General features: G+C 45.6%; 20 protein-coding genes. All 20 read right to left on the bottom strand.

Going from position 1 to position 20147, the window contains the following annotated elements:
- Nucleotides 1–47: 47 nt before the first annotated feature.
- Entirely contained in the window at nt 48–1532 is a 1485-nt protein-coding gene (locus BLQ99_RS12280; RefSeq protein ID WP_093691400.1) for a glucose-6-phosphate isomerase, read from the bottom strand.
- Nucleotides 1533–1555: 23 nt separating this feature from the next.
- Nucleotides 1556–2479, bottom strand: a complete 924-nt coding sequence (locus BLQ99_RS12275; protein WP_093691398.1) for an NAD-dependent epimerase/dehydratase family protein — start codon at nt 2477–2479, stop codon at nt 1556–1558.
- 117 nt (nt 2480–2596) lie between these two features.
- A complete protein-coding gene (locus BLQ99_RS12270) occupies nt 2597–3820 on the bottom strand; it encodes a capsular polysaccharide export protein, LipB/KpsS family (RefSeq protein WP_093691396.1) in 1224 nt (407 codons plus the stop codon).
- 8 nt (nt 3821–3828) lie between these two features.
- Nucleotides 3829–4917, bottom strand: a complete 1089-nt coding sequence (locus BLQ99_RS12265; RefSeq protein ID WP_093691394.1) for an EpsG family protein — start codon at nt 4915–4917, stop codon at nt 3829–3831.
- Nucleotides 4918–4926: 9 nt separating this feature from the next.
- Nucleotides 4927–6120, bottom strand: a complete 1194-nt coding sequence (locus tag BLQ99_RS12260) for a hypothetical protein (RefSeq protein ID WP_093691392.1) — start codon at nt 6118–6120, stop codon at nt 4927–4929.
- Nucleotides 6121–6130: 10 nt separating this feature from the next.
- Nucleotides 6131–7021 (bottom strand): glycosyltransferase family 2 protein, encoded by an 891-nt coding sequence (locus BLQ99_RS12255; RefSeq protein WP_171904676.1) that lies wholly within the window; start codon nt 7019–7021, stop codon nt 6131–6133.
- Entirely contained in the window at nt 7014–8141 is a 1128-nt protein-coding gene (locus BLQ99_RS12250; RefSeq protein WP_093691388.1) for an SDR family NAD(P)-dependent oxidoreductase, read from the bottom strand. The genes BLQ99_RS12255 and BLQ99_RS12250 overlap by 8 nt, the downstream gene beginning before the upstream one ends.
- Before the next feature lie 63 nt (nt 8142–8204).
- Entirely contained in the window at nt 8205–8849 is a 645-nt protein-coding gene (locus BLQ99_RS12245; protein ID WP_093691386.1) for an acyltransferase, read from the bottom strand.
- Nucleotides 8850–8881: 32 nt separating this feature from the next.
- Nucleotides 8882–9568, bottom strand: a complete 687-nt coding sequence (locus BLQ99_RS15325; RefSeq protein WP_171904675.1) for a CatB-related O-acetyltransferase — start codon at nt 9566–9568, stop codon at nt 8882–8884.
- 21 nt (nt 9569–9589) lie between these two features.
- Nucleotides 9590–10891: an oligosaccharide flippase family protein gene (locus BLQ99_RS12235; protein ID WP_093691384.1), complete on the bottom strand. Its 1302-nt coding sequence runs from the start codon at nt 10889–10891 to the stop codon at nt 9590–9592.
- A 46-nt stretch (nt 10892–10937) separates the two neighbouring features.
- Complete coding sequence (gene rfbC, locus BLQ99_RS12230) at nt 10938–11492, bottom strand: dTDP-4-dehydrorhamnose 3,5-epimerase (RefSeq protein WP_093691382.1); 555 nt, start codon at nt 11490–11492, stop codon at nt 10938–10940.
- Entirely contained in the window at nt 11489–12373 is an 885-nt protein-coding gene (gene rfbA / locus BLQ99_RS12225; protein WP_093691380.1) for a glucose-1-phosphate thymidylyltransferase RfbA, read from the bottom strand. Before rfbA ends, rfbC begins: the two co-directional genes overlap by 4 nt.
- 32 nt (nt 12374–12405) lie before the next feature.
- Nucleotides 12406–13470, bottom strand: coding sequence for a dTDP-glucose 4,6-dehydratase (gene rfbB, locus BLQ99_RS12220; protein ID WP_093691378.1), 1065 nt, complete (start codon nt 13468–13470; stop codon nt 12406–12408).
- Between the two features lie 15 nt (nt 13471–13485).
- The gene (rfbD, locus tag BLQ99_RS12215; protein WP_093691376.1) at nt 13486–14328 is read right to left on the bottom strand and encodes a dTDP-4-dehydrorhamnose reductase; all 843 of its coding nucleotides are present in this window, start codon (nt 14326–14328) and stop codon (nt 13486–13488) included.
- Nucleotides 14329–14495: 167 nt separating this feature from the next.
- Complete coding sequence (locus tag BLQ99_RS12210; protein ID WP_245690469.1) at nt 14496–15746, bottom strand: sugar transferase; 1251 nt, start codon at nt 15744–15746, stop codon at nt 14496–14498.
- 83 nt (nt 15747–15829) lie between these two features.
- Nucleotides 15830–16507, bottom strand: a complete 678-nt coding sequence (locus BLQ99_RS12205; RefSeq protein WP_093691374.1) for a CpsD/CapB family tyrosine-protein kinase — start codon at nt 16505–16507, stop codon at nt 15830–15832.
- Complete coding sequence (locus tag BLQ99_RS12200) at nt 16504–17967, bottom strand: GumC family protein (RefSeq protein WP_093691372.1); 1464 nt, start codon at nt 17965–17967, stop codon at nt 16504–16506. The genes BLQ99_RS12205 and BLQ99_RS12200 overlap by 4 nt, the downstream gene beginning before the upstream one ends.
- A gap of 21 nt (nt 17968–17988) precedes the next feature.
- The gene (locus BLQ99_RS12195) at nt 17989–18624 is read right to left on the bottom strand and encodes a polysaccharide biosynthesis/export family protein (protein ID WP_093691370.1); all 636 of its coding nucleotides are present in this window, start codon (nt 18622–18624) and stop codon (nt 17989–17991) included.
- A 160-nt stretch (nt 18625–18784) separates the two neighbouring features.
- Entirely contained in the window at nt 18785–18997 is a 213-nt protein-coding gene (locus BLQ99_RS12190) for a hypothetical protein (RefSeq protein ID WP_093691368.1), read from the bottom strand.
- Between the two features lie 250 nt (nt 18998–19247).
- The gene (locus BLQ99_RS12185) at nt 19248–20039 is read right to left on the bottom strand and encodes a tyrosine-protein phosphatase (protein WP_093691366.1); all 792 of its coding nucleotides are present in this window, start codon (nt 20037–20039) and stop codon (nt 19248–19250) included.
- Nucleotides 20040–20147 lie beyond the last annotated feature (108 nt).

Below are 20147 nucleotides of genomic sequence, written 5' to 3'. Positions count from 1 at the left end.
GCGCGACAACGTCGCGCTCATCGTAACCCTTTGTGTCCTTCGCGTACTTAGCGGTTAAATTGTTTTTTCAAGCTACCCAGCTTAACCCCCATAATCCGCTTATACGCCTCGACCCCCGGCTGGTCAAACGCATCCACATTGGCCAGCTCGCCCTCATACGCCACCGATAAGGCCAGGAGATACAGCAGCTCCCCGAGGTGAAAAGCGTTCAGCCGCGGCAGGACAAAGGTCGCGTTAAACCGCCCGTCGCCCGCGAGCGCCTCGGCATTGGCCGCCCGCGCGGCGTCCAGCGCCTGGCCCATGGTAATGCCGGCGATGGCCGCCAGCTTCGCCTCGCCCGGGAAAGCGTCGGGTATTACCGGATCACCCTCCCACTCTGCGATTTTCACGAACTGGACGACCTTGTCTTTTTTGCCATCCTGGTGCTGCTGGGTCTGGGCGTGCATGTCGGTCGTGCCCACGGCCACGATGGGCGTACGGCCATAGAATACTTCCCGCCCTTCCCGGTCATAGCGCTTGCCGAGCGATTCGGCGAGCAGCTGGACATACCACTCGGCCACGGACTTGAGGTAATCGCCGTAGGGCATGAACACTTCAATATTCCGCCCGTACTTCTCGGCGGCGATAAACTTGAGCACCGCATTGAGCAGGGCCGGGTTCCGCCAGATGTCGCCGGTCCGGCACGCCTCGTCCATCGCCCGCGCCCCGGCTAAGAAGGCGTCGATATCAAAGCCGATGCAGGCGGCGGTGATCAACCCCACTTCGGAAAAGACACTGAACCGGCCGCCCACCCCGTCGGGCACGCTAAACATAGGCCACCCCTGCTCCCGCGCCAGGCGGCCGAGCAGCGTTTCGCCTGCCCCTTCGGCCGGGTCGGTAACGGCGACGACATCGACGTCGATGAGCGGCGCCTGCTGTTTCAGCGCCTCATACACTACCATGAACGTGGCCATGGTGTCAATAGTCGAACCGGACTTGGAGATGACGATAAGGGTTACTTTATATTTCTCATTGCGCCCGCCTTGCGCCGCCTTGGCCTCGGCCGCGAGATGCGCGATCAGGTCCTGCGTCCGCCGCGGGTCGATGTTATTGCCGCTGAAATACAGCTTGGGATAGCCGCTCCGTGCTTCGACCAGCTTATAGTTCCAGAACTCGCCGCAGTGCACGTCAAACAGCACTTTGTTGCCAAGATACGAGCCGCCAATGCCGAACGACACTACGGCATCGACCTTGTAGCGCAGGGACTGGCCGAATGCTTTCAGCCGCGCAATGCTCGTCGGCGAATTCAAGTTGCCTTCTTTAATATACGGCAGCTGGGGAAACAGCACCTTCTCGGGCAATCCATCCTTGGACAAGTGCCCCCGCACCTCCCCCGTCCGGCGCAAATATTCCACCGCCGCATGGGCCGCCTCAATACGCTCAGCCAAGGCGGCAATATCCGCAGCCGTCACCTTGCCCTCGCCGTAGAAGTTGGCATAGTCGAAGCAAAAACCTGATGGGAGTGTGAGGCACGCATTTTGGTCGTTGGGCATGGTTTCACCTATCCCCTCCGTTGTTAGCCTTCCCGCTCCTTCATCCATTGCCAAGTGCGCGCTAATCCTTCAGCCAATGGAACCTGCGGCTGCCAGCCAAGCCTTTCCCGCGCCAGGCGGTTGTCAAGCGCCGAGCGATAAATATCGCCGGTACGCGGCGGCCCGTACTGAATGTCAACTGGACGACCAGCTGCATTAGCCAATAAATGCGCCAAATCATTAACGCTGGTCTCACTAGCCGTACCAACATTAAACACCCCGCTGATATTGGGCGTAACCAGCGCCAGCCAGTTGGCATTGGCGACGTCGCCGGCATACACGAAGTCCCGCGTCTGGTTGCCGTCGCCAAACACCGTCAAAACATCGCCGCGGGCCATGCGACGGGCGAAAATGCTGACAACGCCGCCTTCCCCACCGTCGCCCTGGCGCTCGCCGTAGACGTTGGCGTAGCGCAGCGCCACGCCCTCAAGGCCATAAACTTGCGAATACATCGCCAAATACTTTTCCGCTGTCAGTTTGCTCAGACCGTAAAATGAGGTAGGGGCAAGATGAGCGTCTTCCACCGCCGGTACGACCACCCCATCTCCATACACCGCCGCCGACGAAGCCAGCACCACCCGACGTACCCCATAACGGTGGCAGGCCTCCAGCACGTTCACCGTCCCCAACACATTAACGCGGCAATCAAAGTCCGGCTTGTCCAACGATACCGGCACCAACGTCTGCGCCGCCAGGTGGACAACACCGTCAAACTGACCGACGGCAAACAGTTCAAACAGCGCCGGACTGCACACATCCATTTCGACGAATGCAGCCTGATCATTGACGTTTTCCCGCCGCCCGGTGCTGAGGTCGTCAACTACTGTCACTTGGCAGCCCTCTTGTATTAATTTATCGACCGTATGGGATCCGATAAACCCGGCCCCGCCAGTAACTAAGACTTTCATTACGTCCGCTTCCTTTCTATAGCTATAAACCGCGGAAATTTGGTAGTCAAAATGATGACATTATAAAAAGTATTTTGGATTTAGGAAAGGCGTTTTTCATTCTCCAAGAAATAAATATTATAAACTGGCTCTCTTTAAAATCTCTTTTATTTGTTCAACTGTTATTGGTTCCTGTGAGAAATAGTTGATGTTTACTAAATATCCTAATATGTACTTTTTTACATCTTCTTGTGAAAACCTAGAATAAATAGCACGTCCTAATGTATGGACCTCCGCTCCCAGAATTTTAGCTTCTAGCCCAACAGTAGAATTTATTGTAACAACTGTTAACGCATTTTTTATTAATGCAAAAGTATTCATATTGGTAAAATAAAAATTGTATGCATTTTTTAGTCTCCAAATACGTTCAATATAATCTTTATCCATTTCTGCCGGATGCGGTTTTACAAGCAAAACAGCATTCATATCTTTTGCAAGCCCTGAAGCATACTTTATAGCTTCGATATTATCTACATCACTATGCAAAACCAATTGACTATCATGGCTGACTTGCATTGGATAAAATACATATCTAATAGTTTTTAAGTCAGTTATGTTATCGTACTCGACTTTATTTGGTCTTACAGCTTTAAACAATTTATTAGCATAGCAAGATACATATTTTCGTTTTTCTTTAACCAAGAAAGCATACCCCAATTTATCGAACATGTAATAGAAGTAGTCCTTGAGCTTGCTCTTTCCAAATTTAGTTTGCGGAATGTTACTAGAAGTTAGCTTCGCATTAATAAATGAATTCCGCCATGCTATATAATCATTGTCATTCACAATAAATTTATTCAATATACTTAAGTCTCTAAATACCTTGGAAAATGCATTGGTTCCTTCACTATCTACTAACATTTTATTGGGTAGATTAGAAATTTCAAAAAAAAGGGTTTTAATATTGCAACGAACCCCATATAACTTAGCAGCAGTCCCTAAGCATGTGGTTCCATTGTACACCAATATTAAATCAAATTTATAGCTTTTATAAATCTCTTCTAAATTTGCATAAAATAGTTCAATTAGCGACTGTGCACTTATTGACGACAGCTCCTGTAATGCAAATTCTAGAGTATTTTTATAAGCATATTTATCAATTTTTATATCTATTTTTAAACCCTTGTTTAGGTAAAAAATCTTTGCGTCATTATTTTTTACAAAATATTTAACGCTTGGGCAAACTGTAAAAAAACATACATTTAGGCCAAGCTTTTCAAATGAACTTAGCATTCGGGAAAAAAATCTCCACCGGTTGTAACTTTCAATTATAATTAAAACGTTCTTGTATATTTTTTCCATATTCCCACTCACCTAAACAAATCAAAATTAAACTCATATTGTATATTATTAGCAGAGAAGTAACTATGGGCAATTCCTGCCTCTGAAAATGGAACACGATAAACGTAAGTCAAAAAAATAATTGCCAAAAAAACAATTATGGCATAGTTGATTATTTTTCTACTGCCGATAATAAAGAATTCAGCTATCCAAGATAATAATATTATCCTATAAATAACAAAGTAGTAAATTATTCGATTTAATGGTTGCGAAAAATCAGTTAAATAGTCTAACGCAAGTCCTAGTGTTAACATATTTACAACTAAGAGATCACATTTACGGCTTTCAGCATTGATCCTTTTTATCAAGATAATTAACCAAAACGGAATAAATATCCACTGTATTATATTTGACGATAAACTTTTGGTATATTCTATATTTGTTACATAATAAATATATTTTAGATCAAATATCTCGAAAATGGTTTGTAAATAAGGAAGCTGCAACTTATTTGCTGAAATAGTTATACTCAAAATAATTAAACTAATATGGAATACTTTTTTGTAATATTTTGTTACGAAAAAATATAATGGCCATAAAAATATAGCACTTGTATGAACAAAAGCAGCAACTAAAAGAACTAAGGTAAATTTCAATAAATTCCTTTCTATAATAAACCGCGAACCATAAAAAAATATACTAATCGCTAGAAATTGCCTTATTTCACTAAAAGAAGTCCAATATAGTTCAGGAATTAAGACATAAAACAATAAGGACATAACCGGGAATTGGGAATAATATTTTATTCCTTGCCATAGAAATAGTAGCGTGAATAGTGAATAAAATAGAAATAATGCTTGAAAATCAAGACTTAAACTTTTTAATAAATTTATTATGATGGTAAGGCTTATCTCTGACGAAATATCAATAGTATCTAATTTTTCAAATAAATACATGTAATGGTCATAATCCCATCCTATTCGGTATCTAAAACCACTCACTACTAAAACAATAAATAATATTAATATGCTGAATAATTTTTTAATGGGATAAGGCAAATTGTCCTCAAGTAGATATAATAAAATAACGAATATACATAAAAATATCCAAAAGATCATAACTATCCTCTATATTACAAGTTTATTTTTCAAATCTCGTTCTATATGAGTAATTGCAAGATTTTCTTTTGCCCGACGTATATTATTTAATTGTTCGTGATATTCAGCTAAAGGCTTATTTTTTAATATATAATCAATAGTCCGATACAAATTTTCAATGTTTTCACACAAATATCCTATATTACCGAACCGTTTGAAATAATACTCAAAATAATCATTTTTGATTGCAATAATAGGTTTTTCAAACTGAATTGCGTCAAAGAAAGCACCACTTGCCCGCATTGTATATTGGTTATTGTCCCGGAAAAAAAGAACATAATCAATTTCAGCGATTTTGTTTTCATATTCCAGGCGCGATAATTTTTCATTAGTTTTACAGTACGCCACATATTTATTTGCATATTTACCAATATCTGGATTCATAGGGCCAATAATCTCCAGCTTTAGAAGACCAACATCAACATATTCTTTGTATTTTTGTCCAACCTCAAAAATAAGGTGAGCGTTACGGGTTAAATCCGCCGTTCCTATACTAGCCAAAGAAAGCGGTTTAAAGCTTGGAAGTCTTGAAGGTATTGGCGAATAGATATACGGATGGTCAATGCTTATTAGCAATTCTTTTTGTATGTCCATATTCAATACTATGTTTTGCATTATTACTTCCCCTAAAGTAATATACTTAAGGTTTTTATCTTTTTTCTTTAATTCCAAAGCTGACTTTAATAAACATCCACATATTTTTCTATGTTTCACTTCCTTCTCATTAATCCAGCCAACCTCCCCATGTAGTACAATTATAATTTTTTGGTTTTGGAAAAAATATTTTCTAAAAAGTTCAAAAATATAATGTGAAGGCGGATACATATATAATAGTACTAGCAGTTTAACGTTTTTCTTTTTACAGAATGCAACTAGCTTAAGCAGATTATAGAGGGCTAATAATTCTCTGATAACATGTTTTATTTTCCCCCCCTTAATCTGACTTACTTCATGATAACTTATATTTCCATCAGAACCTATAAAGCTACGAATATTATCAATATGTTTTTTCTCTCCAAAAAAAGAAATTTTCTCAGTCTTAAACACTCCCTGTAGTATTTTTACCATTGCTGCATTAAACGGTACATGATTTTTATCACACATCCATAAATCTGCAATCACTATCATATAAACACCTTTTTCATTACTAATTAACTTAATCAAGTTTAATTAATCATCCCATGCGAAATCCTTCGATGAATGCTCTCTGCTTGATTTCAAATATTTCCCGGTCGTCTCTTTCGTATAGATAATCAAAAAATATCTTAAACAGGAATAATATTAAGAATATATACGACATTGGAAATGCTATATTCTTTCGAATATAATATACTTTATTACGCGTAAGGTAGCGCAGTGCAAACTTTGAATGTTTGCCGCCTGTTAAACTACTAACTTTGTGTGTTAGTACTGCTGTCGGCACGTAATGCATCTGTATATTCTTTCTCAAAGCCCTCAAACAAAAATCCGTATCATCATAGTAAATGAAATACTTTTCATCCATGAGCCCAATAACAGAAAACACATCAGCTTTTATCAACATGCAACATGTAGGCGCATAGGTTATACGGCGCGGAGTATCAAACTGGCCTTGGTCAATATGGTCACACCCCTCGTGAACACTTGAATAAGCGCGCACCGCGCTAAGATGACCTCCAGCAAACCAGAGAAGGGATGGGTTGTCATGATACATCATTTTGGGAACAGTTATATCACACTTGTTGTCACTCATATAATCAAGAAGTACTTCTATTAAATTGTCATTAAATTCCGTATCATTGTTGACTAGCAGCACGTGCGAACACCCGTCGGCAAGTGCACGCTTAATGCCTTGATTGTTTCCGGTAGCCACACCAACATTCTTCGAATTGTTAAATACAACCATGTTTAATAAATTAGAATATTGGGTTAACTTATTAAGTGTATTGTCCTGAGATTGGTTATCTATCACATATAGCACGAAATTTTTATGTGTCTGTGCCAGCAGAGAGTTCATAAAACCTTCAATTACTAGTTCGCTGTTATATGTTACTGTGACAATACCAACCTTTGCAGAACTAGCCATGCATGAGGCCCCTTTCCCGCATCTCATCTAAAGATTTAGTGTAGTTATCAGAGCCTACTTGCTGCGACTGAGCCCAATTCAGAAATTCTTTAATTCCTCTCCTAAAATCCCAACACGGACGATATCCAAGAATCCTGTTTATTTTGGTTAAATCGGCTATATTATGCCTAATGTCTCCATCGCGGAATTCTCCAGTGATCAACACTTCTGAGCCGCTGTTAAAAAACTCAACGATTTCTCTTACTACTTCGTTAACTGTAATTCTCTGTCCGCTACCTACATTGAGAACTTCTACCCCGGAAGCTTGAGGAGCAATACAGCGATACGTTGCCTCAACTACATCGTCAATGTAGACAAAATCACGACTCTCAAGCCCGTCTTCAAATATATAAATCGGGCTGTTTAATCTTGCTCTGTTGGAGAATATTGCAAGTATTCCGGTATAGGGATTATGTAGCGACTGACCAGGGCCGTAAACGTTTTGATAGCGTAACGCGAAAGCCGAAATTCCTATTGATTTTGCAAACATCAATATCATCTGTTCCTGCACATATTTAGTTAGTCCATAAAAAGATGATGGACTTGTTTTAGACTCTTCGTCTGTAGGAAGCACATCGCCAATTTGGCCGCAGAAGGGACAACGCGGTTCATACAGTCCCGCTTTCATATCTTCCATTTTGCGCTTTTCAGGGTATACGATTCCGTGGGTGCGACAGTTATACTTACCTTCACCATATACAGCTCGTGATGATGCCACAACCACTTTCTGGACTTGACTACGCTTATCGTTCACTAGATAATCTATCAGAACGGCAGTACCTTTTATATTTACTTCTTCATAGTGCTGAACTTTATACATGGACTGACCAGTGCCTGTTTCGGCAGCCAAATGCACTACTACTTCCTGCCCATCTAATGCCTCAAAAAAAACCCGCCTGTCTCTAACATCACCAACTATTAGACGCACTCTGCTGGCTAGGTCATCCGGCAATTGCTTTTTGGTTCCATGAATTTGCTCGCTAAAATTATCCAGGATAGTAACTTCATAGTTTTCTTTTAGCAATCTGCGAACAAGGTTTTTTCCAATAAACCCTGCTCCACCTGTAACTAATACTTTCATCAATAATCCACCTTTTTTAGTCTTGTTATTGTAGTGCTAAATCTGCCTTTATATCTCGCTTTATTACTGGTAAATTTTTTCCCAGCTTTGTAGCATTTGGTTATATTGACGCACAATACGGGCTGGATTTCCAACTACAACGCTATAGTCGGGTACTTGTATATTTACCACCGAGTTAGCCCCTATAATACAATGCTTGCCAATTTTAGCTCCTGGGAGAATAACGGCATTCTGATAAATACAGGTCTCATCTCCTATGTAAACTTTTTTAGTAATCAGCGGCTGCCGGCTTATTGGAACATTAATATCATCATAAGGGTGAATAATATCGGTTATTGTTACATTTGCCGTTATTAATACATTCATGCCAATGACTATTTCCTCAGCACATGTGATATGACAGTTCTGATTAATAGAGGTTCCTTCCCCAATTTTAAGACACGGACTGAACCTTTGATTACCATAGCGGTCAACCACTTCAATTCTGGCACCGTCAAATATTGTAACCTTTGCCCCTAGATAAATGAATTTTAATCCAGTGAACCTAATAGGACTATAAATTACAGTCTTTTTTCCCATCTCTCCGATAAAAGGTTTATAGAATAAAACTGTAATCAAATATCGATAATACAGTTTTAGTCTATCAATTATTTCATGAATACCTCTCCCCTCCAGTTTAGAACATAGATCCAACAAAAGTTTTTTCATAACGCACTCCTCTCGGCATTACACTGTCCCCTTTATTTTGCTGGCTCTTGACTAGTAATAAATTGATCAATATTTAAAAACTTGTCAGCATTTTTTTTAAGCCATTGTACATCCTTGTCCCACCACCGTAACTTTAATAATCTTTCAACCTGCTCCGGGTTAAATCGATATCTAATAATCCTGGCCGGCACACCAGCAACAATAGCATATGGTGGCACATCTTTGTTTACCACAGCGCCAGCTCCTACAATCGCCCCATCGCCGATTGATATACCGTCCAAAATAATAGCATTTGCTCCTATCCATACATCATTTCCAATAGTAATCGGTTTAAGAAATTGATGATAGGTCTTATCGACAAAACTAATGACTGGCTTACACAACTTGTCGTTTACAAAAAATGCCGGATGAGTAGAAACAAAATTGTTGTTCAAATGATTCCCTAATCCAGCTCTAACGTTAGGTCCGATTGAGCAAAATTTCCCAATAATTGTGTTTTGAAATACACAGTTAGAAGACACATAAGAATAATCTCCTAAACTGCAGTTGCGCATAATGACATTATCATAAATGACACTATGCTTGCCTAATAAGCAGTTTTTCACGTTAGACATATAACCTATTTCAATATGTTTATCTCTATTTGAAAACTTAATAATCCAACTTTCTAAATACAACTTTAGCCATATAGTTACTGGATTTTTAAATATATTTAGCATTAGCAACTTTCCTTTCAGAATTCAGAATTTGACTTTTTGAATGTCTCTTGTGAACATTATACCTAAATATATGGCAGCTAAAACCATCGAAGTAAAACAAATATAAAGATAAGTCGTATAAAAATTTCCGTTTAAAACGATGAAATAAATCAGCGCTAAACCAAAAGCCACAGCGGACTGTACCATATATCCCCCTAATAAAATTTTAAAACTTCCGTTTCCCAAAAAAAAGTAGTATACAGGTACAGCAAAAAGATTAATAGCAAACGCTGATTGTATAATTCTGAACGACTCATTAATTAGTGGGAAATACAAGTTAGATAACCAAAAAGTAAGTATTTCTTTAGAAAAGATGAGAGTGACCATATAAATAGGCACTGCAATTAAAAAAAGATATTTATAAATTTTTGTGAATACATATTTTAGTTTTTGATAGTCATTTTTTATTGAACTAACTTCCGCCGCTAAAGCCTTTAGCGCTATATCAAAAAAGCTTCTGATCTGAAATCCTATTTTGAAAGTCAGATCAAAGCAGACTACCTCTACAGTACCTATATATTTGGATACAAGGATTTTCCCGACGGGAAGAAACAATAAATTAATTATAGAAACAGTAAACATGTAGATGCTATTTTGAATAATATCCTTTGCTGTCGATAGCTTAACAGAAGTTAACCGAAACGGAAAATATCCAAGCTGATTATATATATTCCGCAATGAAATAACTATAACGCCTATAGTACCGATCAAATTGCCAGTAAATAATCCAAAGATATCGAACCCTAAATATATAAATAAAATTGACAGTAATGTCCCGGCGAATACGCCTATAGCCTGATAGTAGTTCGCTAGATCGGCCCTACCCAAACCATATAGTACAACCAATAAAATCTCCAGTAATACGATTAAAAAAGAAAGTATTATCACATTCAAATATAATTCGTTGAATAGTGGAATATAGGCAGAAGTTACGTTTAAAAACACCGGTATGAAATCACGAATGCTCCATAGAATTACTCCGGTGCAGATTAGAAAAAAAGAGACTATCGATAAGCTAGTAGAAAAATAAAAACAAAGATTTTTATTGTCGTCTTTTTGTCGGGCTTCTGCGATATAATTTATAAGGACATCACTGACACCGAGGTTACCCATTCTACTCAAATCAATAATAATTGCCAATAAAAGCCATACTGAATACTTTTCAGATCCAAATGTATTCAAAAAATATCTATAGGAAAAAAAAACAATAATGGCATTTAATATAATTTTAAATGGACCGGAAAAAACATTTTTTATAAACTGCCTAGAAAAACTATAACCCACGCAGTGTATCCTCCGTTTTCAAGACACGGTTTTACAAATTTATGCTCTATATATACCACACCAGCCTCTCCGGGGGAATGTCCCTCAGGTGCGGACATGCTTTGTCTTTCTCGTTCAGCACTGGTTCCTGTACCGGCCACTCTATGCCAATATCCGGATCATTCCAGATAATGCCGCCCTCGGCCTTTGGATTATAAAAATCCGTGCATTTATAAGCAAACAATGCCGCTTCACTCATGACGCAAAAACCGTGAGCAAAGCCTTCCGGGATGTAGAGCTGGCGCTTATTATCAGAAGACAGCGTAACTCCCACCCACTGGCCAAAGGTCGGTGAACCAGGCCGGATGTCCACGGCAACGTCGAATACCTCGCCCTGAATGACATATACCAGCTTACCTTGGGGGTTGGGGTTTTGAAAATGCAGGCCCCTGAGTACACCTCGGCGGGAAAAGGAAAGGTTGTCCTGAACAAACTTTTCCGGCAGGCCGTACTGTTTATAACGGGCCGCATTCCATGTTTCAAGGAAATAACCTCGACTATCTTCATACACATCAGGTTCGATGAGGAGAACGCCTGGTAGCTTTGTTTCTGTCACTTTCACAACTGCCCGCCCCCTTTTAGCAAATTGAAGAGGTATTGTCCATAGCCGTTTTTCCTGTGTGGATCAGCTAAAGCAGCTAGTTTATCCGCGTCTATATAGCCCATGCGATAGGCAATTTCTTCCGGACAAGCGATCATGAGGCCCTGCCGCTTTTGGATAGTTTCAATATAATTGGCCGCATCTAATAGCGACTCATGCGTTCCCGTATCCAGCCAAGCATAGCCGCGGCCGAGGATTTCGACATTGAGCATACCTTTTTCCAAATATACTCGGTTAACATCGGTAATCTCCAGCTCGCCCCGGGCTGAGGGTTTGAGATTAGCGGCAATGTCAATAACGCTGTTATCGTAGAAATATAAGCCGGTGACAGCATAATTGGATTTTGGCTGCTTAGGTTTTTCCTCGATGCTGACCGCCTTGCCGTCCTGGTCAAACTCTACCACGCCGTAGCGCTCGGCGTCGGCTACCCAATAAGCAAAAACGGTCGCGCCTTCTTGCCTTGTCATTGCCCGGCGCAGATGCTCAGTTAGGCTATGCCCATAGAAAATGTTATCGCCAAGAATAAGAGCGCTGCTATTGTTGCCGACAAAGTCCTTACCGATGATAAAAGCCTGAGCAAGGCCGTCAGGGCTGGGCTGAACGGCGTAACTTATGTTTATCCCCCACTGACTGCCGTCACCTAAAAGTTCGTTGAACAAGTGTTTATCATTAGGAGTAGTTATAACCAGTATATCGCGGATCCCGGCGAGCATAAGGGTAGTCAGAGGGTAATAAATCATCGGCTTATCATAGACCGGCATAAGCTGTTTACTCACTGCCCGCGTCAAGGGATACAGCCGGGTGCCGGAGCCGCCGGCTAGAATTATGCCTTTTCTGGTCATAGGGCACCTCTAAAAATTGAATTTAAAACCTCCTATTTATTACCAAGGCCCAGACGTTCGCGGCGGTAACTGCCGTCGGTGACACGGTCGCACCAATTTCGGTTGACCAAGTACCACATAATCGTCTTTTTGATCCCGGTAGCAAATGTTTCTTGAGGCTGCCAGCCCAGTTCACGCTTTATTTTGGACGCGTCGATGGCGTAGCGCCGGTCATGACCAGGCCGATCCCGGACGAAGGTTATTTGGGAGCGGTATGACGCGCCGTCTGGCCTAGGCTGTATTTCGTCCAGGATGTCGCAGATAATATGAACAACTTCCAGGTTGGTCTTTTCGTTATTACCGCCGATATTATATGTTTCGCCCGGCCGGCCGTGCCGAAGGACGGTGTCGATGGCTCGGCAGTGGTCTAGGACGTACAGCCAGTCACGCACGTTTTGCCCATCGCCATAAACAGGCAACGGCTTGCCGTCAAGGGCGTTGAGGATCATGAGGGGAATAAGCTTTTCGGGGAACTGATAGGGCCCGTAGTTGTTGGAACAGTTAGTGGTTAGAACAGGTACACCATAAGTATGGCACCAGGCGCGCACCAGGTGATCGGATGCGGCCTTGGAGGCAGAATAGGGTGAGTTGGGCGCATAAGGGGTGTCTTCGGTGAAGTAGCCATCTGCGCCTAATGAACCATAAACTTCGTCAGTAGAAACGTGGAGGAAGCGGAATTGTTCCCTTTCCTCTGCCGGCAGAGCCTGCCAGCAACTGCGGACTGCTTCAAGTAGTTGAAATGTGCCTACGATATTGGTTTGGATGAAGGCGTCCGGGCCGTCGATAGAACGGTCGACATGGGACTCAGCGGCAAAGTTTACGACAGCCTGCGGACGATATTGAGTTAATAGATACTCGACCAGCGAGCGATCCTCGATGCCGCCCCGGACAAATATGTGGCGCGATTCTTCCATTACGTCGGCCAGAGAATCGAGGTTGCCGGCGTAAGTAAGCTTGTCCAGGTTAATAATAGATATATCTTTGTAGGTGCTAAGTATATAGCGGACGAAGTTAGAACCGATAAAGCCGGCGCCGCCGGTGACGAGGATAATCTTCATCATCTACCTCCGCAATTATTGGCAGTCATTTGCTATGTAGTCTTTGAGCGCCTCTTCCCACGGGCGCAAAGCATCAAAACCACGGAGTTTAAGCATGTAATTATCCAGTACGGAATAGCGTGGCCGCCTGGCTTTTGTTGGATAGTCTTCCGTTTTTATCGGACGCACGGATACTTTTTTGCCAGCATATTCAAATATTTTGCAGGCAAATTCATACCAGGTGCAGCTGCCAGCATTAGTGACATGGTAGATGCCGTAGTATTTGGTATGCATGAGTTGTTCGATAAACTTGGCCAAATCAGCCGCATAGGTGGGGGTGCCGTGCTGGTCAGCAACTACCGAAATTTCCGTACGCTCATTAGCTAAGCGGAGCATGGTGCGGACGAAGTTGTGTCCGTCGCCGTACAGCCAGGCGGTACGGACGATAAAGTAGCGGCCACCGGTGTCGCGGATTAGTTGCTCGCCCAAATGCTTGCTTTTGCCATAGACTGACAAGGGGTTGGGAGAGTCATATTCCCCATAGGCTGCGCCTTTTTCGCCGTCGAAAATGTAGTCGGTACTGATGTGGACAAGTTTTGTTCCACTCTCCCGGCAGGCAAGCGCTAAGTTGTGCGCGCCAATAGCATTAACGGCATAAGCGGCGTCAGGCTCGTCTTCGGCCCGCTCGACATTGGTGTAAGCGGCGGCATTGATGATAATGTCCGGCCTGTACGTCCGGACAGCATCACGACAGGCAGTGAAACTGGTTATATTGAGCTCCGACAAATCGCAGAGTACAAGTGCGTATTTACCGCTGAATTGTCTTTGCAGGGCCCGACCCAGCTGGCCGTTGGCGCCGGTGATGAGAACTTTAGGCATGTCAGTATGCTCCTTCAAACCAGTAATATCCAGTTCACTTTTTCACCCTATCCGCTCAACTTGATACTTCGCTAGATTGACTTTGGGGCGCCTCACGTTAACTCCCTCAGTGCTGCTTTTGCTGACAAGCACCCTTACTGTCTGCAGCATAATCACGAGGTCAGTTATTATGCCAAATTTCTGGATATAGATAAGTCGTAAATAAGTTTATCATAAGGAGTAGTATTGTACTTTCCGTATACCTGGGCAAGACCAGTGATGCCCGGTTTTACGTTGTGCCGGTAAACATACTCCGGTATTTCTTCCTTAAACTGACGAACAAACACAGGGCGTTCCGGGCGCGGCCCGACGATGCTCATATCGCCTTTGAGGACGTTAAAAAGCTGAGGCAGTTCATCAAGGCGGGTTGCGCGCAGCAACCTTCCAACCCTTGTAATGCGCGGATCATTTTCCGCTGCGAGCACGGGACCGGTGTATTTTTCGGCATCTTGCCGCATAGTCCGGAATTTAAATACTTTAAACTCTTTCTCGTTCCGGCCCACGCGCACCTGGCTGTAAATCACCGGCCCGGGACTATCCAGCCTAATCATAGTTGCAATAACAATAAACAAGGGCCACAAAGCAAAGAGAGCGCTGCCGGCAACCGTTAGGTCAAGCATCCGTTTCAGTATGCGCTGTTCGAGCGTGGGCTCAAGATACCTCGCGCGAAAAACGGGAATATCGTCGATTTTGTCCATTTCGGCGGCGCTAGCAAACAGGGTATAAAAGTCCGGTACCAAAAAGACTCTTTTACCCCTGTTATGGCAAAAATGGACAATACCAGCTTTATTCCTCACGTCCGTTCCCGGGCAGATAATGACAAGGTCAATGTCGTCTACCGCTTTCTGCCAAGAGTTACCTTCGCAGTCTGTACAAACATAGCGCACGTTATAGTTCAGGTGAAGCTGTGCCTGGAGTTTTGCAACCAGTCTGGCGCATTCTTGCTGAGTGCCAACAATTAAAACATCCTTGGGGCTAATAAGGGCGTGCTCTATTCGCCAGAACAGGTATTTCCACAATAAAAGCAGGACAAGCTGAATGGCAAACGTAAGTACAAGCAGCGTGCGTGAATATGTAAAGTCCCGCAGAAAAAAACTTACAGCCATAATAATGATAAATATGTTAGCCAGGGCAACGGCAAGACTGATTGCGAGTTCGCTAAACTTCTTTCTTGCCAGGGAGAACAGGCCGTGAACATTGAACAGGATTACCGCCACGCACAGCATTACCGCCACCATATTGCGCCAGCTGTCCGCCATACCGGGCGGCGCGCCCCGGCTGAAAACCGCCTGAAATGCCAGGTATGCGGCGCCGGCCAGCAGGACAAAGTCTCCTGCCAGGAGGATAAATTTGCGCAACATGGGAAAATTTCTTCGCATTTACATCGCCTCACACATAATCCCGCTCTAAAATATCCACAACTATGCACAAAAAAGCTGGTCAAACAGTTTAACTAATCCGCCTATCTCTCACTGCCATAATAATAGTAATAATAGGCGTGTTCTTCCTCGATCTCCATCCGGTTCAGAATAACACCCAGGATATGGCCGTTGGCTTTTATTAATAGTTCCTTGGCGTGCTTGGCCATCTCGGGCCGGACAAGCCCGGAAGCGATGGTCAAGATGACGCCGTCGACTTTCGACGCCAGGACGCAGGCGTCGGTTACGGCAATTACCGGCGGAGCGTCGATTATCACCATGTCCGCCCGGGATTGCAAATACGCGATCAGCTCCTGCATCCGGGGCGACCCCAAGAGTTCGGACGGATTAGGCGGGATGGGCCCGCTGGGCAGGAGAAGCAGGTTTTCAATGCCTGTTTCCTGAAGCAGCCCGTCTATTGGCGTGTCTTCCACCAGGTAATTGGTAACCCCCCGGTTTTTCTTGCCGAATATTTTGTGCTGGACCGGCTTACGAAGGTCGCAGTCAACGATGATGATCCGTTTACCCGTCTGGGCCAGGGCCACGGCGGTATTGGCTACCGTTGTCGACTTGCCTTCACCGGGTCCGGCGCTGGTAAACAATATGGACCTGAGCTCGCCGCCCATCTTGGCAAAGTTAATATTGGTGCGCAGCGTCCGGTAGGCTTCGGCAATGGGCGACTTGGCATCTTCATGAACGATCAGTTTGCGTTTCGTGCTCATGCGGACACCCCCTTCTTCCTGCTGCCAAACAATCGCTTCAACTTGTCTGCCAGGGAATTGGCGCGCGGGGTTGTATCACTGTCAAAGTCGGGGATGGTCCCCAGCACCGGCAGGTCAAGGTAGTACTTGACGTCGTCGACCGTGCGGATGGTCTTGTTCATATACTCCAGGAAGAAGGCCGACCCGACGCCCAGGAAGAGTCCTAGTACCGCGGCAATCGCGATATTCAGCACAATCTTGGGTTTGATGGGCTTCTCCGGGGCGATGGCCGCATCAATCACCTGGACGTCGGTAGGCTGCATGACCTCGCTGATGCGGGCTTCTTCATGGCGCTTGGCCAGCATGATGTATATTTCCTGGGCCACGGTAACATCCCGCATGACTTTCACCAGGCCTTGCTCCTTGGCCGGCAGCTTGGCGATTTCCCGCTCGCCGTCCGCGACGATGCGACCGATGGCCGCCTGGCGCGCCTGGCCGACGGCGATTTCCGCCTCGGCCTGCAGTTTGGCCTGTAGCAGGCCCTGGTGAATGGGGTTCATGGACGGCGCTTCCGCACTGACCACCCTGGCGATTTCCGCGTCCAGCTTGCTGCGCGTCTCGGCGATCGCCGCCTTGACCGCGGCGACTTTAGGGTGCTTGTCCGTATAGTTTTGCGACAGGCTGACCAGCTGCACTTCCAGTTCGGCCAGCTTGGTCTTGTACTGCTGTATGAGAGGGCTGTCGGCAATAAAGCCGGGCTTTTCCCGGCCCAGCTGCTGCTCGGCGCTCGCCAGTCGGGCCTGGGCGGCCGCCAGGGCGATGTCGTTGTCCGCGGCCAATTTGTCAACCGCCGCCAGCTTGTCGACGAGCGCTTTGGTCTCGTCCGCCGGCGCCACGATTTTCTGTTCGCGCTTGTAGCGTTCCAGGGCGGCTTCGGCGCGCTCCAGCTCTTTTTTTGCCTCTTCCAGGCGGCCGCCGATAAACTCGCGCACCGTCGACTGTTCCGACCGCACCAGTGTCGTCAGGCGGTCGATGAACGTCTCGACCAGGGTGTTGGCCACCAACTGCGCTTCTTCCGGCGACTTGGCCTGCACTTTGACGTTAAGTATTTCCGTGTCCTTGACCGGCTGGGTGGTAATGCGTTTGAGCATGTCCTCATAGGTCGGCGGTTCTTCTTTGTCGGCCTGCGTCTTATCAATGACCGCCTGGACGACGGTGCGGCTCTTTAAGATCTCCGCGTAGGTGGACATGAGGAGCTTGGCGCCCAGGGGGTTGCCTACCGGCAGGTCGCCGAGCAACGAATTGGCCAGGCCCTTGGGTTGCTTGATCCGTAGCGTCGTTTCCGCCTCATAGGTGGGCGGGATGATGAAGCTTATCACGGCGGCGGCAAGGACTACCGCCAGAAAAACTTTCACTATCAGCTTACTGCGCTTTTTGAGCGTCTTGACTATATCCCGTAAGTCCAACGTCGTTTCTTCCACTGTCGTGCCTCCATACCCCGTCTAGTTGTTTTGGATTTCGCTAATCTGATACATCGCCGAAATCCACGGCAGGATGTCCTTGGCAAAGTCGATGCGGTTATTTTTGCTCAAGTACACGACGTCGCCCTCATTAAGCGCATAGTTTTGCGTCAGGTCGCCATGGTTGAGCAGCCTTACCAGGTCAACTTTGTATACCTCGTTAGGCTTGTCCTTGCGGATAATATGTACCTTCTTCTTGGCCGCGTCTTTCGTATAGCCGCCGGCCGCGCCGATCGCGTCAAGCAGGTTGTGCTGTTTTTCCAGTTCGTACAGGCCGGGCTTAGGCACTTCGCCCAGCACATACACGCGGGTAGTGCGGAATTTCAGGACATTTACCGTCACTTTCGGGTCCTTCACATACGCGCTTAGGCCCTGCGCCAACGCGTCCGCCAGCTCGCCTGGCGTGAGCCCCGCCGCCTGGACCTCGCCGACAAGCGGAAAGGCGATCTTCCCGTCAGGCCGGATGGCCAGCTGTTCAATTTGGAGCTCTTCATAGCCCCAGACGCCGATATTTAACACGTCCATAGGTCCCAGGCGGTAATCGCCGGCCTGGGCGAACGGACTTGCCAATATGGAAAATAATAAGACAATTATGACAAGAAACGCTAGTTTTTTCATGAAGACCCCCATGCTTTGCCAAAATTTTGCCATATAATTTCTAAATTCTACCTGAATATAGTCATTCCTTCCAGCTGACAATTGTCCGAATTTTTCTGAAAGCAGCCAAAAAGTGAAAAATTACCTCCCGTGCAGAAGGTAGCGTGATAGCATTTTCGATCTATTTGTTAAAAGATTTACCCCGGCATTTATGGGCAAACGCGACATACTCGGTCAAGGTCTCGATCAATTCCTGCTGCTGCTCGGCGCTCAGCCCCGCCAGGTCGCCCTTCGGGTGGATGTCCCGGACAATACTGTCAATTTGGAAGGAGTGATACCCCAAGTCCAGCAGCTGCTTTTTTAGTTCTTGAATACGAGCTAATTTTTCGTCCATAATTCTCCCTGCCTCGTGCTATGCAGACTTTTATCTTCGTTATAATCGACCAACTAGTATACAAGTCCCAGAATTAGGACCTATGTCCTGTTATTTCCAATTATACGTTGCGGTAAACGTATTGGCAACGAAAAGTTTTGTCAAAATTCGTCAGAGTGTCGGTGCGAGCGTAAAAAGCGCCGATCCACTATTTTGCAAAAACTGCTGAGTACTCAAAGAAAAAACGCCACCGCCAATACGGTGACGTCTGCTACCAAAACCTGGACAGCAAGTTTTTGAAAAAACCGCTTTTTTTCGGATATGTTATCGCTTCGACGGCAGGGGCCTCGATGTCCTCGCCGTTTATTATTTTCTTCGGGTTTTCGTATAAAAGGCGGCTGGCCTGCGCCGCCCCGACCAGCGCGGTGATTTTGGCGACCGCCGGGGTTAACCGGGGTGAACGGGTGCGACTACCGTGCGCGTCCGAACCGATGCAGTGGACCATATTGTTAGTAAGCAAAAGTTCGGCCGTCGCCATCACGCGCTGCCCCATCCGGCCGGTGAGGCTGGGGCCGTTCAGCTGGGCCAGTATGCCTTTCTCGATCCACGCCTTTAATATTTCCGGGTCGCGGGCGATTTCCGGATGGCGCTCGGGGTGGGCGATAATCGGAGTAATCCCCCGGGCCTGGAGGGTGAAAAAGAACTCGTCGGCAAAGGCGGGGATATGGGTGGCCGGCAGTTCTACCAGCATATATTTGCCGCCGTTGATGCAGTAAGACCCCGGACCGCCGACCCGCTCCAGTATCTCCATGGCGAGGGCCACTTCCGCCCCGGGATAGATGGTGATATCAAGGCCGCTGTCTTGCGCCGCGGCGGCCAGCTCGCAGCACCGGGCCGTGATATCCTCCCAGTCCGGCAACCACCCGCCTTCGATTACATGGGGCGTGGCCACGATGGCGGTCGTCCCCGTCTCCACTGCCGTTTGTACCATGGCCAGCGCCGTGTCCCAATCGGGCGCGCCGTCATCGATGGTCGGTAAAATATGCGAGTGTAGGTCAAACATGGGAATCTTCCTTTCCTGCCCTGAGAAGTTACAAAACCGCAAAGACCGCTAAGGACGCAAAGGATTACGGCCGCGACTGTTGTCGCGCGTGTTGACATTTTGGCATGA

It is taken from the genome of Sporolituus thermophilus DSM 23256, from assembly GCF_900102435.1.
GTDB classification, from domain to species: domain Bacteria; phylum Bacillota; class Negativicutes; order Sporomusales; family Thermosinaceae; genus Thermosinus; species Thermosinus thermophilus.
The sequence above is the reverse complement of the archived record's forward strand: the minus strand, read 5'-3'. Positions and strand labels throughout refer to the sequence as shown.

Excerpts from the sequence above, each read along its gene's own strand:
- BLQ99_RS12185 (WP_093691366.1), bottom strand. The coding sequence starts at position 20,039 with ATGTTTGACCTACACTCGCATATTTTACCGACCATCGATGACGGCGCG.
- BLQ99_RS12265 (WP_093691394.1), bottom strand. The coding sequence starts at position 4,917 with ATGATCTTTTGGATATTTTTATGTATATTCGTTATTTTATTATATCTA.
- BLQ99_RS15325 (WP_171904675.1), bottom strand. The coding sequence starts at position 9,568 with ATGCTAAATATATTTAAAAATCCAGTAACTATATGGCTAAAGTTGTAT.
- BLQ99_RS12250 (WP_093691388.1), bottom strand. The coding sequence starts at position 8,141 with ATGAAAGTATTAGTTACAGGTGGAGCAGGGTTTATTGGAAAAAACCTT.
- BLQ99_RS12270 (WP_093691396.1), bottom strand. The coding sequence starts at position 3,820 with ATGGAAAAAATATACAAGAACGTTTTAATTATAATTGAAAGTTACAAC.
- BLQ99_RS12280 (WP_093691400.1), bottom strand. The coding sequence starts at position 1,532 with ATGCCCAACGACCAAAATGCGTGCCTCACACTCCCATCAGGTTTTTGC.
- BLQ99_RS12195 (WP_093691370.1), bottom strand. The coding sequence starts at position 18,624 with ATGAAAAAACTAGCGTTTCTTGTCATAATTGTCTTATTATTTTCCATA.
- rfbA (WP_093691380.1), bottom strand. The coding sequence starts at position 12,373 with ATGACCAGAAAAGGCATAATTCTAGCCGGCGGCTCCGGCACCCGGCTG.
- BLQ99_RS12275 (WP_093691398.1), bottom strand. The coding sequence starts at position 2,479 with ATGAAAGTCTTAGTTACTGGCGGGGCCGGGTTTATCGGATCCCATACG.
- BLQ99_RS12205 (WP_093691374.1), bottom strand. The coding sequence starts at position 16,507 with ATGAGCACGAAACGCAAACTGATCGTTCATGAAGATGCCAAGTCGCCC.
- BLQ99_RS12245 (WP_093691386.1), bottom strand. The coding sequence starts at position 8,849 with ATGAAAAAACTTTTGTTGGATCTATGTTCTAAACTGGAGGGGAGAGGT.
- BLQ99_RS12210 (WP_245690469.1), bottom strand. The coding sequence starts at position 15,746 with ATGCGAAGAAATTTTCCCATGTTGCGCAAATTTATCCTCCTGGCAGGA.
- rfbD (WP_093691376.1), bottom strand. The coding sequence starts at position 14,328 with ATGCCTAAAGTTCTCATCACCGGCGCCAACGGCCAGCTGGGTCGGGCC.
- BLQ99_RS12255 (WP_171904676.1), bottom strand. The coding sequence starts at position 7,021 with ATGGCTAGTTCTGCAAAGGTTGGTATTGTCACAGTAACATATAACAGC.
- BLQ99_RS12190 (WP_093691368.1), bottom strand. The coding sequence starts at position 18,997 with ATGGACGAAAAATTAGCTCGTATTCAAGAACTAAAAAAGCAGCTGCTG.
- rfbB (WP_093691378.1), bottom strand. The coding sequence starts at position 13,470 with ATGAAGATTATCCTCGTCACCGGCGGCGCCGGCTTTATCGGTTCTAAC.